At 61.2% G+C, this 12,685-nt stretch carries 12 protein-coding genes; 9 read left to right on the top strand and 3 right to left on the bottom strand.

The window, feature by feature from the left end; translation table 11 throughout:
* The first annotated feature begins 159 nt into the window (after positions 1–159).
* The 7 genes from SM130_RS14725 (at position 160) to ispD (ending at position 7,640) form a co-directional block, all read left to right on the top strand.
* Positions 160–1,110, top strand: coding sequence for an acetyl-CoA carboxylase carboxyltransferase subunit alpha (locus SM130_RS14725; RefSeq protein ID WP_102825288.1), 951 nt, complete (start codon positions 160–162; stop codon positions 1,108–1,110).
* 141 nt (positions 1,111–1,251) lie between these two features.
* Positions 1,252–2,541, top strand: a complete 1,290-nt coding sequence (tilS, locus tag SM130_RS14720) for a tRNA lysidine(34) synthetase TilS (protein ID WP_102825289.1) — start codon at positions 1,252–1,254, stop codon at positions 2,539–2,541.
* Positions 2,542–2,709: 168 nt separating this feature from the next.
* Positions 2,710–4,341, top strand: a complete 1,632-nt coding sequence (locus SM130_RS14715; protein WP_102825290.1) for a CTP synthase — start codon at positions 2,710–2,712, stop codon at positions 4,339–4,341.
* Positions 4,338–5,183, top strand: a complete 846-nt coding sequence (kdsA, locus tag SM130_RS14710) for a 3-deoxy-8-phosphooctulonate synthase (RefSeq protein WP_102825291.1) — start codon at positions 4,338–4,340, stop codon at positions 5,181–5,183. Before SM130_RS14715 ends, kdsA begins: the two co-directional genes overlap by 4 nt.
* Before the next feature lie 33 nt (positions 5,184–5,216).
* A complete protein-coding gene (gene eno / locus SM130_RS14705) occupies positions 5,217–6,506 on the top strand; it encodes a phosphopyruvate hydratase (protein WP_102825292.1) in 1,290 nt (429 codons plus the stop codon).
* Positions 6,507–6,648: 142 nt separating this feature from the next.
* Positions 6,649–6,927 (top strand): cell division protein FtsB, encoded by a 279-nt coding sequence (gene ftsB, locus SM130_RS14700; protein ID WP_102825293.1) that lies wholly within the window; start codon positions 6,649–6,651, stop codon positions 6,925–6,927.
* Positions 6,924–7,640, top strand: coding sequence for a 2-C-methyl-D-erythritol 4-phosphate cytidylyltransferase (ispD, locus tag SM130_RS14695; protein ID WP_102825294.1), 717 nt, complete (start codon positions 6,924–6,926; stop codon positions 7,638–7,640). Before ftsB ends, ispD begins: the two co-directional genes overlap by 4 nt.
* 34 nt (positions 7,641–7,674) lie before the next feature.
* Here the strand turns inward: ispD and SM130_RS14690 are convergent, their stop codons facing one another.
* The 3 genes from SM130_RS14690 to SM130_RS14680 form a co-directional block, all read right to left on the bottom strand.
* Positions 7,675–8,841 (bottom strand): hypothetical protein, encoded by a 1,167-nt coding sequence (locus SM130_RS14690; protein WP_102825295.1) that lies wholly within the window; start codon positions 8,839–8,841, stop codon positions 7,675–7,677.
* A 75-nt stretch (positions 8,842–8,916) separates the two neighbouring features.
* On the bottom strand, positions 8,917–9,231 hold the full coding sequence (locus tag SM130_RS14685; RefSeq protein ID WP_102825296.1) for an HPF/RaiA family ribosome-associated protein: 315 nt from the start codon (positions 9,229–9,231) through the stop codon (positions 8,917–8,919).
* A 137-nt stretch (positions 9,232–9,368) separates the two neighbouring features.
* Positions 9,369–10,268, bottom strand: coding sequence for a LysR family transcriptional regulator (locus SM130_RS14680; RefSeq protein WP_102825297.1), 900 nt, complete (start codon positions 10,266–10,268; stop codon positions 9,369–9,371).
* 168 nt (positions 10,269–10,436) lie between these two features.
* On the opposite strand from SM130_RS14680, the gene SM130_RS14675 reads away from it, so the two are divergent.
* Together SM130_RS14675 and fghA are read left to right on the top strand one after the other, a co-directional pair.
* Positions 10,437–11,552, top strand: coding sequence for an S-(hydroxymethyl)glutathione dehydrogenase/class III alcohol dehydrogenase (locus SM130_RS14675; RefSeq protein ID WP_102825431.1), 1,116 nt, complete (start codon positions 10,437–10,439; stop codon positions 11,550–11,552).
* A 90-nt stretch (positions 11,553–11,642) separates the two neighbouring features.
* Positions 11,643–12,488 (top strand): S-formylglutathione hydrolase, encoded by an 846-nt coding sequence (fghA, locus tag SM130_RS14670; protein ID WP_102825298.1) that lies wholly within the window; start codon positions 11,643–11,645, stop codon positions 12,486–12,488.
* The last annotated feature ends 197 nt before the right edge of the window (positions 12,489–12,685 follow it).

Raw genomic sequence — 12,685 nt, 5'->3', positions numbered from 1 at the left:
GATGCACGCTTTCCGAGCTAGGCCCGAACGGCCCGGTGTCAACCGGGTCATGGTTCAGAACAATTTTTGTTCGACCTGAATGCGCCCGTCCCGTAAGGTAAGGCGCAAAAAACGGAACAGCCTCCCGGCCGCCTGGCCGTCGACGCATGACGGATGCCTATGAACCCGAATTTCCTGGATTTCGAACAGCCGATCGCCGACCTGCAAGCCAAGATCGAAGAATTGCGCCTGGTTGGTAACGATAACTCGCTGAATATCGGCGATGAGATTGCCCGCCTGCAGGACAAGAGCGAATCGCTCACCGAAAGCATTTTCGGCAACCTGACCAGCTGGCAGATCGCCCGCCTGGCTCGCCACCCGCAGCGGCCGTACACGCTCGATTACATCAATCACCTGTTCACCGAGTTCGAAGAGTTGCACGGTGATCGTCATTTCTCCGATGACGCCGCGATCGTTGGCGGTACTGCTCGCCTGGATGGTCAGCCGGTGATGATCATTGGTCATCAGAAGGGCCGTGAGGTGCGCGAGAAGGTTCGCCGTAATTTCGGCATGCCGCGCCCGGAGGGTTACCGCAAGGCCTGCCGTCTGATGGAGATGGCTGAGCGATTCAAAATGCCGATCCTCACCTTTATCGACACACCTGGCGCTTATCCGGGTATCGATGCCGAAGAGCGCAACCAGAGCGAAGCGATCGCCTGGAACCTGCGTGTCATGGCGCGGCTGAAGACGCCAATCATTGCCACCGTGATCGGTGAAGGTGGTTCTGGTGGTGCGCTGGCCATTGGTGTCTGTGACCAGCTGAACATGCTGCAATACTCCACCTACGCGGTGATTTCGCCGGAAGGCTGCGCCTCGATTCTCTGGCGTACCGCCGAGAAGGCACCGGAAGCGGCTGAGGCCATGGGCGTTACTGCCGAGCGTCTGAAGGATCTGGGCATCGTCGACAAGGTGATCCCCGAGCCGCTGGGCGGCGCGCATCGCAACCCGGCCGTCATGGCTGCCGCCCTGCGCGAACAGCTCAACAGCCAGCTGCATATGCTCAAGTCGCTGGATACCGATGCGCTGCTAACGCGTCGCTATGAGCGTCTGATGAGCTACGGTATCGCCTGATCCAACAGCGCCAACTGCGCGTCTCGATTCGGCTGGTGTGGATCGAGGCGCGCTGTTGTTGGTCGCATTTGCTGGTTCCCCTCGCTGCTTGCTTTGCTGAGCTTTATGCTTACCGACAATGTCGGTTCTCGAAGCGCTTGCATGTCCCTCGATTCCCTCCTGCTTTCCGCGCTGACGCCTTGGCGTAGCTCACCCACGTGGTGGGTGGCGTTCTCTGGCGGCCTTGATTCGACCGTCCTGCTGCATGTGCTGACACGACTTGCTGATCGGCATCAGCTGCCGGTCATCCGCGCGATCCATGTGCACCATGGCTTGCAGGCCGTTGCCGATGATTGGCCGGCACACTGCCAAGGCATCTGCGATGAGCTGGGTGTTTTGTTGAACGTCGTTCAGGTGCAGGTCGAATCTGGCGCCAGCATGGAGCAGGCTGCCCGTAATGCGCGCTACCAGGCTTTCAGCGATTGCCTGGGTGAGGGCGAGCTGTTGCTGACCGGCCAGCATCGCGACGATCAGGCCGAAACGGTGCTGTTCCGTCTGCTGCGCGGCGCAGGCGTACGGGGTTTGGCCGCGATGCCGGGCGAACGTCCGCTCGGGCGCGGCAGGCTGGCACGTCCGCTGCTCGGTGTGCCACGAGAGGAGTTGGAGGCATACGCAAGGTCCAGCGCCCTGACTTGGGTGGAGGACCCCAGCAATCAGCAATACGCCCACACGCGCAACTATCTCCGCCGGGAAATACTGCCCCTGCTAAAACAGCGCTGGCCGCAGGCGGCATCGACGTTGGCAAGAACCGCAGCGCATATGGCAGAAGCGCAGGAGCTGATGGACGAGCTGGCGCAGCAGGATATCCGCGCCGCGAAGGCGGCGAGCAGCGACGGCTGGCTGAGCCTGCCCAATCTCGCGTTGCCAGCGTTGCGCGCGCTAACGCCGGTGCGGCAGCGCAATGTGTTGCGTTACTGGTTGGCAGGTCTGACCTTGGCGCCGGACGAAGCGCATTGGGCCGGATGGCTATCGTTGCGCGACGCCAAGTCGGATGCCACGCCTCGCTGGCGCTTGGTCGGTGGAGAACTGCAGCGCAGTGGTGACCGGATCTGGTGGCTACCGGATGCTTGGCTGAAAACGATTGTCGCACCGGTCGATTGGCCCGATCCGGCTGCACGCCTGGTACTGCCGAGCAATGGCGCGCTTCGAGTGGAAGGGGTGCCGCCCACAGGCAAGCTGCAGATCCGCTATCGAAAGGGCGGCGAGGCGCTGTTGGTGCCAGGTCGTGGGCGGCGCGATCTCAAGCGCTTGCTTAACGAGGCCGGAGTGCCAGCGTTCGTGCGCGGGCGGCTGCCGTTGCTGTATTGCGATGACGAGCTGGTCGCGGTGGCCAATCTGCCGCAACTGAGTGATGGGGGGTTCGCACTCATTTGGTGCGCTCCGACGTTCTAAGTGGTTTGAGCTGATAAGGGCTTTCCGGTAGACTACGCTCCCGTCCCAATACAGCTTCTGCGGTTTCTTCGAATCCGTGGCAGTTGCGCTATTGCCGCTCGCGAGCAATGGCACCTTCGCTTTTCCCCGGCGGCGCTGGCCGCTTAACGCAGACTTCTAGGGTTTTTCATGACGCGCTACATCTTCGTCACGGGTGGTGTTGTTTCTTCATTGGGGAAAGGCATCGCCTCGGCTTCATTGGCGGCCATCCTGGAGGCGCGGGGCCTGAAGGTCACGATGCTCAAGCTTGACCCTTACATTAACGTCGATCCGGGCACCATGAGCCCGTTCCAGCACGGAGAGGTGTTCGTCACTCACGACGGCGCCGAGACCGATCTCGATCTGGGGCACTACGAGCGGTTCATCCGCACCCGCATGACCCAGAACAACAACTTCACTACCGGTCGCGTTTACGAAGACGTGCTACGCCGCGAGCGCCGGGGTGATTATCTGGGTGCAACCATCCAGGTCATTCCGCATATCACCGACGAGATCAAGCGTCGCATCATCAAGGGCGCCGGCGATGCCGATGTGGCTCTGGTGGAAGTTGGTGGCACCGTGGGTGATATCGAGTCGCAGCCGTTCCTCGAGGCGATTCGCCAGTTGCGCGTGGAGGTGGGCGCCAAGCGCGCCATGCTGATGCACCTGACGCTGGTTCCCTACATCGCTACGGCTGGTGAGACCAAGACCAAGCCGACACAGCATTCGGTGAAGGAGCTGCGCTCCATTGGCCTGCAGCCGGACGTACTGGTTTGCCGCTCGGACCGTACCATCGACGTTTCCTCGCGCCGCAAGATCGCGCTGTTCACCAACGTCGAAGAGCGTGCGGTAATCAGCCTGCCGGACGCCGATACCATCTACAAGATTCCGGGCATCCTGCATGCGCAGGGGTTGGATGACTACGTTGTAGAGCGTTTCGGCCTCGAATGCCGTGGTGCCGATCTCTCCGAGTGGGACCGTGTGGTCGACGCCAAGCTGAACCCGGAGAAAGAAGTCACCATCGCCATGGTTGGCAAGTACATGGAACTTCTGGACGCCTACAAATCTCTGATCGAAGCGATCAGCCATGCTGGCATCCAGAGCCGTACCAAAGTGAACCTGCGCTATATCGACTCCGAAGACATCGAAAACCAGGGCACCGGCCTGCTGGAAGATGTCGACGCGATTCTCGTACCCGGCGGTTTCGGCCTGCGCGGCGTCGAGGGCAAGATCGCTACGGTGCGCTATGCGCGCGAGAACAAGATCCCGTATCTGGGCATTTGCCTGGGTATGCAGGTCGCCGTCATCGAGTTCGCTCGCGACGTGCTGGGCTGGTCCGATGCCAACTCCACCGAGTTCGACAAGGACAGCGCTCATCCAGTGGTTGGTCTGATCACCGAATGGGAAGACGCCAGTGGTGCAGTTGAAACCCGCAGCGATAATTCCGATCTGGGTGGCACCATGCGCCTCGGTGCCCAGGAGTGCGGTCTCGAAGCCGGCTCCAAGGTGTTCGAATGCTACGGCCAGGAGCGCATCGTCGAGCGCCATCGTCATCGTTACGAAGTGAACAACAATCTGCTGCCGCAACTGCAGGCAGCCGGGCTGAAGATAACCGGGCGCTCCGGTGACGGTGCGTTGGTGGAAGTGGTCGAGGCGCCGGATCATCCCTGGTTCGTCGCCTGTCAGTTCCACCCTGAATTCACCTCCACGCCGCGTGACGGTCATCCGCTGTTCAGCGGTTTCGTCAAGGCGGCGCTGGAACACAAGGCGAAGAAGGCATGAGCCAGAAGACTATCCGCGTAGGCAATATCGAGATCGCCAACGACAAGCCGTTCGTGCTGTTCGGTGGCATCAACGTTCTCGAATCGCGCGACCTCGCAATGCAGGCCTGCGAAGAGTACGTGCGGGTTACCGAGAAGCTCGGCATTCCTTATGTCTTCAAGGCCAGCTTCGACAAGGCAAATCGCTCCTCGGTCACCTCCTTCCGCGGCCCAGGCCTGGAGGAGGGGATGAAGATCTTCGAGGAAGTGAAGAAGACCTTCGGTGTGCCGGTCATCACCGATGTGCACGAGCCCTGGCAGGCGCAGCCGGTTGCCGAAGTCTGCGACATCATCCAGCTGCCGGCCTTCCTCTCCCGGCAGACCGATCTGGTGGTGGCGATGGCCAAAACCGGCGCGGTGATCAACATCAAGAAGGCTCAGTTCTTGGCGCCGCAGGAGATGAAGCACATCCTGCGCAAGTGCGAAGAAGCCGGTAACGACCAGCTGATCTTGTGCGAGCGAGGCTCGTCCTTCGGCTACAACAATCTGGTCGTCGACATGCTCGGCTTCGGCGTCATGAAGCAGTTCGAATACCCGGTGTTCTTCGATGTCACCCACGCGTTGCAGACGCCGGGTGGTCGTTCGGATTCCGCCGGTGGTCGTCGCGCTCAGGTCACCGATCTGGCCAAGGCCGGTCTGTCCCAGGGGCTGGCCGGGCTGTTCCTTGAAGCGCATCCGGATCCGGACAACGCCAAGTGCGACGGTCCGTGCGCGCTGCGCCTGAGCAAGCTCGAGCCTTTCCTTACCCAGCTCAAGCAGCTGGATGATCTCGTCAAGAATTTCCCGCCAATCGAAACTGCTTGAAGCCTTGCAGCTATCTACGGAGTGTTAATAACAATGGCAAAGATCGTCGACATCAAGGGCCGTGAAGTTCTCGATTCCCGTGGCAATCCCACTGTGGAAGCCGACGTGATCCTGGACAACGGCATCATCGGCAGCGCCTGCGCGCCGTCCGGTGCTTCCACAGGTTCTCGCGAGGCTCTGGAACTGCGCGATGGCGACAAGAGCCGCTACATGGGCAAGGGTGTGTTGACCGCCGTAGCCAATGTAAACGGCCCGATCCGTGACCTGCTGTTGGGCAAGGATCCGCTCGATCAGAAGGCGCTGGATCACGCGATGATCGAGCTCGACGGTACCGAGAACAAGGGCAAGTTGGGCGCCAATGCCATCCTCGCCGTGTCGCTGGCTGCCGCCAAGGCTGCTGCCCAAGCCAAGGGCGTGCCGCTGTACGCCCACATTGCCGATCTGAACGGCACCCCAGGCGTCTATTCCATGCCGGTGCCGATGATGAACATCATCAACGGCGGCGAGCATGCCGATAACAACGTCGACATCCAGGAGTTCATGGTCCAGCCGGTCGGCGCCAAGACCTTCGCCGATGCGCTGCGCATGGGTGCGGAGATCTTTCACCACCTGAAGGCTGTGCTGAAGGCCCGTGGCCTGAGTACCTCTGTCGGCGACGAGGGTGGCTTCGCGCCGAACCTGGCTTCCAATGAGGACGCCCTGGCTGCGATCGCCGAGGCGGTGGCCAATGCTGGCTACAAGCTGGGTGACGACGTGACGCTGGCTCTGGACTGCGCTTCCTCCGAGTTCTTCAAAGACGGCCAATACAATCTGGCCGGTGAAGGCAAAGTGTTCGACGCTGCCGGATTCGCCGACTACCTGGCGGGCTTGAGCCAGCGCTATCCGATCATCTCCATCGAAGATGGTATGGACGAGTCCGATTGGGCCGGTTGGAAGGTGCTGACTGACAAGATTGGCGACAAGGTCCAGTTGGTCGGCGACGACCTGTTCGTTACCAACACCAAAATCCTCAAGCGCGGCATCGACGAGAAGATCGGCAACTCGATCCTGATCAAGTTCAATCAGATCGGCTCGCTGACCGAGACCCTCGAAGCCATTCAGATGGCCAAGGCCGCTGGCTACACCGCGGTGATTTCGCACCGTTCCGGTGAAACCGAAGACAGCACCATCGCCGACCTGGCTGTGGGTACTGCCGCTGGTCAGATAAAGACCGGTTCGCTGTGCCGTTCGGATCGCGTGTCGAAGTACAACCAGCTGCTGCGTATCGAAGAGCAGCTGGCCGGCAAGGCAGCCTACAAGGGCCGTGCCGAATTCCGCGGCTGATTCGTGACACATAAAAAAGGGCGGCGCGAGTCGCCCTTTTTTGTTTCAATCGCACCGTGCATTCGCCAACCACCCGTTGTGCGTGTATGCCCGAGTGCCTGCTCAATACCTGAATTACAGCCGAAGTCGTTTCATGCCTTCTATGCGTCGCCCCTACTGGTTGTTCGTCGTATTACTACTGCTTCTTGGCGGTCTGCAGTACCGTCTTTGGGTGGGCGAGGGCAGCTTGGCGCAGGTCAACGGTCTGAACAAACAGATTGCCGACCAGCAAGGTGAAAACGAACGGCTTCTGGAGCGCAATCGGATCCTCGAGGCTGAGGTCCGGGAGCTGAAGCAGGGCATGGAGACCGTAGAAGAGCGTGCTCGCCAGGAGCTCGGCATGGTCAAAGAGGGTGAGACCCTCTTTCAGCTGATCGAATGAGCCCGCGTGAGCAGCCTGCCTTCTGGGTCATCATTCCCGCTGCCGGCGTCGGTAGCCGCATGCGCGCCGATCGCCCCAAACAATACCTGCAGCTGGGCGGGCGCAGCATCATCGAGCACACGCTCGATTGCTTTCTCGATCACCCGTCGCTTGCCGGTGTGGTGGTCTGCATAGCCTCCGATGATCCGTACTGGCCGAATCTACCCTGTGCAAACGACCGTCGCGTTCAGTGCGCGCCGGGTGGCCGGGAGCGCTGTGATTCGGTGCTCAGCGGGCTGCGACGGCTCGGCGAGCTGGGCGCGGATGAGCATGACTGGGTGCTGGTGCATGATGCGGCACGCCCCAATCTTGCGCGCGAGGACCTGGAAAAGCTCCTGGCCGGGCTGGCCGACGATCCGGTTGGCGGCCTGCTGGCAGTGCCTGCGCGGGACACCCTGAAGCGGGTAGGGCCGGACGGTCGGGTAATGGAAACGGTTGATCGCAGTGTCATCTGGCAGGCGTTCACACCACAGATGTTTCGACTGGGTATGTTGCGCAACGCCCTCGAAGCGGCGCTCGAAGCCGCTGTGCTGATCACCGACGAGGCCTCGGCGCTGGAATGGGCAGGGCATGCGCCAAAGGCTATTGAAGGTCGGGCGGACAACCTGAAGGTCACACGCCCCGAAGATCTCGAATGGCTCGCGCAGCGCTGGAACTCCGGCCGCGCGCATTGAAAGCGGGCAGGGGTCGCCTGCCCGCAATGCGCCGTCAGAACCGATAAATCGCCGCCGCTCCCGTAGCAGTCGGCATGCGCTCGGTTGGCACGACGACGACATCGCCGCCTTGCTCCAGCGTCCAGATCGTCAGTTCGTCGAGCAGATCGGGAGTGTTGACGTCGCCCTCGGTTGCCGGCGTTGCCGTGCCGTCATTCCTGTCGACGTGCCCTGGAATTTGCCGCTCGGCCTCGACCAGCAGCGTGGCAACCCGGCCCTGTCGAGTAGCCTGGCCGATGTCCTCCAAGTGATCGGATGCCAGCCCTTGACCATGGGAGGAGCCGAACTGGTCGAGCAGTCCCTCGAGGCGCTTGAGGTAACGCGGTTGCATCACCATCCAGCTTTTTCCCCGTAGCTCTTCGATGCCCAGTGCGCCTTGTCCAATTTCGATGCCTTCCGGCAACAGGTTCTGGTTATGGCTGATGCGCCGAAAATGCGGCTGCTGCTCCGCCAGGGCCGCGAGGATCAGCGGAAGGCCGGAAGGTTTGGAGTGGTGCTCAAGAATGGTCCGGTCGACTTCGCGGAAATAGCGATCACGGTCTCGGTCGATCTCGGCCTGCTTGCCGCTGCCGCCGGCCTCTACCTGCATTGGATCGCCTCGTTCGCTGGCGCGACTGTAGCCTTGCGGGAAGCCGCTCTGGCCTTTTTCGGTAAGGTCGCTGCCCAAGGCATCGGCGAGTGTCTTCGGTACGGCTTCGTGCAGCTTCACCTCGTCGAGCGCATCACGGTTACCTTCGAACAAGCGTACCGAGTCGCGCGACAGACAGAGAATCTGGTAGCGATCAGCCGATTGGGCGATGCGCACCAACGGCTTGAGGTGCATGCGCGAGTTGGCCACTGCCATTTCCGGCACGCTGCGTTGCAGTCGATAGACCTGGAAATAGTCCTTCGCAGCAAAGGCTGCCAGCCCATCGAGGCTGTGGTTCCAGAAGTCGTTGTTGTCGATCAGGGCATAGAACGGCTCGAGCAGGGTTGGCGCCTGTTCGGCGTGCCCTTGTTGCTTGAGTGCATCTTCCAGTTGCCGGACAAGTTGCTTGAAGCGAATCGGGTCTTGCTGACGTTCCGGAAAGCTGCGATGAGTGGGCTGATAGACGGACAGGCAGGGCCCATCGCGTTGTGCCAGCAGGTTGGTGAGGGTTTCGCGATCGAGCAGTCGGTTCATGCGTGTGCTCCAGTAGCTGTGGTTCGGTCCCTCGCAGAATATCGATGGCACACTCAATGGCCATCCAGGGCCAGGTCAGTGGCGGTTGAGCTTGTCTAGTGCGTGAGCGAGCGCGTGGTTCAGCTTCTCCGCTGCCCCGTTGATTGCCAGGTCAAGCGTCTCGGCCTTGTGCGTAGCTGAAACGGGGTCGTGACCCTTGACTCGCGCTTCCATCTGGCAGCGCTTGTCCTGCGGCCCGCTCTTGTTGCTGTTTTCGTCGTTGAGATGAACTTCGACGCGGGTCAGATGATCATCGAAGCGTTCAAGCTCGGCTTCCACCGTTGCCTTGATCCGACCTTCAAGATCACTGGTAACGCTGATGCTGTGGTTGCTGTTCACCAGAACCTGCATGGCTTCCTCCTGATTGCAGCGCTGCACCCTTCGTAGCACAGGCGGCTCGAAGAGCTGCAGCTACACAAGTTACGACGTGGCGGACTCGGACGGGTTCCGCCTCCTGCCTGGCCTCGGACGCGCGGTTCAAGTTCTGTTCAGCTTGAGCTGCCTGCGTATTCATGGCGTCTGGCAAGCCCGGCCTTAAGTGCTTCGATGAGCAGACGAACCTTCGGCAGGGGATAGCGGCGCTGCGGATAGACTGCCCAGACGGCGGTATCGGGTGGCTGGTTGCCTTCTAACAGGGAAGCCAGTTCGCCGCGCTGTAGCGGGCCCTGCACGTAGTAATCCGGCAGCTGACACAGCCCAAAGCCGCGCAGGGCGGCGTCTAGTAGAGCCTCGCCGCTGTTGCAGCGCCAGTTGCCGCTGGGCTTGAAATGTTGCTCGCGCCCTGCAACCAGGAAAGACCAGATATCACTCGTTCCGATCAGGCAGTTGTGCCGGGCCAGTTCCGACAATGTATGCGGTCGTCCGTAGCGCTCCAGATAGCTGGGTGCGGCGCACAGATACATCGCCCTGGGAGCAATGCGCGTGGCAATCAGGCGCGACTCGCCGAGTTTGCCGAGACGGATGGCCAGGTCATAGCCCTCCTGCACAAGATCGAGATTGCGGTTGGTCAGCTCGATATCCACGCGCAATTGCGGGTGTCTTGTCATGAACTCATTCACCAGCGGCACGATGAATCGCTCGCCATAGGCTACTGCCGCGGTCATTCGCAACAACCCGGTGGGGGCGCTGTGCAGGTCGCTGATGGCGAGGAATGCTTCGTCGCGCTCTTCGATCAAGCGCTGGCAGCGGGCAAAGAAGGTGTGCCCAGCCTCGGTCAGCGAGACGCGGCGGGTGGTGCGATAGAGCAGGCGCGCTTGCAGACGCTCTTCGAGGCGGGCGATCTGTCGGCTGACGTGGGATGACGAGACGCGCAGGCGTTCCGCGGCGCGCATGAAGCTGCCGCATTCAGCGACAGCCACGAATTCGTCGAGGCCTTCCCAGCGATTCATGGCGTCTCCGGTATTGGTAATGAGTGATATCAAACTGAATGCGAAGCGTAGCGTCGAGCGAGACGATTGTCCCTGTGTGGCAATAATGTTTTCCTGAATGGTCGATTAATCCCTATTCGAGCATGAATTACACTTCACTCTTTCCTGATCACATCGAGAGTGATGTCCATGACCATCAAGTCGCGTGCCGCCGTTGCCTTCGGCCCCAATCAGCCCCTGCAGATCGTGGAAGTGGACGTCGCGCCGCCCAAAGCAGGCGAGGTGCTGATCCGCATCGTCGCCACTGGCGTCTGCCATACCGATGCGTACACCCTTTCGGGTGAGGACTCGGAAGGCGTTTTCCCCTGCATTCTCGGGCATGAGGGCGGCGGTATCGTCGAGGCAGTGGGTGAAGGCGTCACGTCGGTCGCCATTGGCGATCACGTGATCCCGCTCTATACCGCCGAGTGCGGTCAGTGCAAATTCTGTAAATCTCAGAAGACCAATCTGTGCAGCTCCGTTCGTGCCACCCAGGGCAAAGGCCTGATGCCGGACGGCACCACACGCTTCAGCTACAAAGGCGAGCCGATCTATCACTACATGGGCTGCTCGACCTTCTCCGAGTACACCGTGCTGCCCGAGGTTTCGGTAGCCAAGATCCCGAAAGAGGCGCCGCTGGAAAAGGTCTGCCTGCTCGGTTGTGGTGTCACCACCGGTATTGGTGCCGTGCTGAACACCGCCAAGGTCGAGGAGGGCGCCACCGTGGCGATCTTCGGCCTGGGCGGTATCGGCCTGGCGGCGATCATTGGCGCGAAGATGGCCAAGGCCAGCCGGATCATCGCCGTCGATATCAACCCGAGCAAGTTCGCCATCGCTGAAGAACTGGGCGCCACGGACTTCGTCAATCCGAAGGAGCATGACAAGCCGATTCAAGAGGTGATCGTCGAGATGACCGATGGCGGCGTCGACTATTCCTTCGAGTGCGTCGGCAACGTCCAGCTGATGCGCGCCGCGCTTGAGTGCTGCCACAAGGGCTGGGGGGAGTCGACCATCATCGGCGTCGCCGGAGCCGGGCAGGAAATCAGCACCCGGCCGTTCCAGCTGGTCACCGGTCGCGTTTGGCGCGGTTCGGCATTCGGTGGCGTAAAAGGGCGTAGCGAGCTACCGAGCTACGTGGCGAAGGCACAAAGTGGCGAGATCCCGCTGGATACCTTCATCACTCACAACTTGCCGCTCGACCAGATCAATGAAGCGTTCGACCTGATGCACGAAGGCAAGAGCATTCGTACCGTCATCCATTTCTGATCCCAGGGTGGAGAACGCCGTCGCCAGACGGCGTTCTCCACCTCGACTGGTGGGAGCCCGTGCGGTTTCCATCGCGCGCGAGGCCCGTTCATGACCCTTGAAATCGTTTCCAGCAACAAGAGTTTCGGCGGTTGGCACAAGCGCTACCGCCACCGTTCCAGTAGCCTGAACTGCGACATGGTGTTCGCCGTCTTCCTGCCGCCACAAGCGGAGCAGGGCGAGAAGCTGCCGGTGCTGTACTGGCTGTCCGGTTTGACCTGCACCGATGAGAACTTCATGCAGAAGGCCGGCGCGCTGCGTCTGGCCGCCGAGCTGGGCCTGATCATTGTCGCGCCGGATACCAGCCCGCGAGGTGCGGGCGTGCCGGACGATGCCGACGGCGCCTGGGATTTCGGCCTTGGCGCCGGCTTCTATCTCAATGCCACTCAGGAGCCTTGGGCGCAGCACTATCGGATGTACGACTACGTGGTCGATGAACTGCCGGCACTGGTCGAGGCGAATTTCCCCGTTTCCGATCGCCGCGGCATCAGCGGGCATTCCATGGGGGGGCATGGCGCGCTGATCTGTGCGCTGAAGAACCCTGGTCGTTATCACTCACTTTCTGCGTTCGCGCCTATCAGCAACCCGCTTAACTGTCCGTGGGGCGAAAAGGCGTTCAGCCGCTATCTGGGCGAGGATCGTTCGCGCTGGCGCGAGTGGGACGCTTGCGTGTTGATTGCCGATGCGGATGAAAAACTGCCGATACTGGTCGATCAGGGTGATCGTGATGATTTCATGGAGGGGCAGCTCATGCCGCTGGCGCTGCAAGCAGCCGCGACTGCGGCCGGTCACCCGCTTACGCTGCGTATCCAGCCGGGCTACGACCACAGCTACTACTTCATCGCCAGCTTCATCGACGATCATCTGCGTCACCATGCGCAGGCGCTGAAGGCGTAGGGTGGATGACGGCGAAGCCCTCATCCACGCGTTGGGCCAGGCTCGCCCTCTAAGACGCAGCGTTCGCGCGGCGCGGGACCTAGGGGCGTGCGTAAGCAGAAGCGTGGGCAAAAGCTCCAGCCTGACCTACGGATTAGAGATGCTTGCTGGCCGCGCCCGGGCCGCGTGGAAAGGCTTCGCCGTTTTCCACGCTACGT

The organism is Stutzerimonas stutzeri, assembly GCF_038561965.1.
In the GTDB taxonomy this organism is placed as follows: domain Bacteria; phylum Pseudomonadota; class Gammaproteobacteria; order Pseudomonadales; family Pseudomonadaceae; genus Stutzerimonas; species Stutzerimonas stutzeri_AA.
This window is presented reverse-complemented; position numbering and strand designations above follow the sequence as displayed.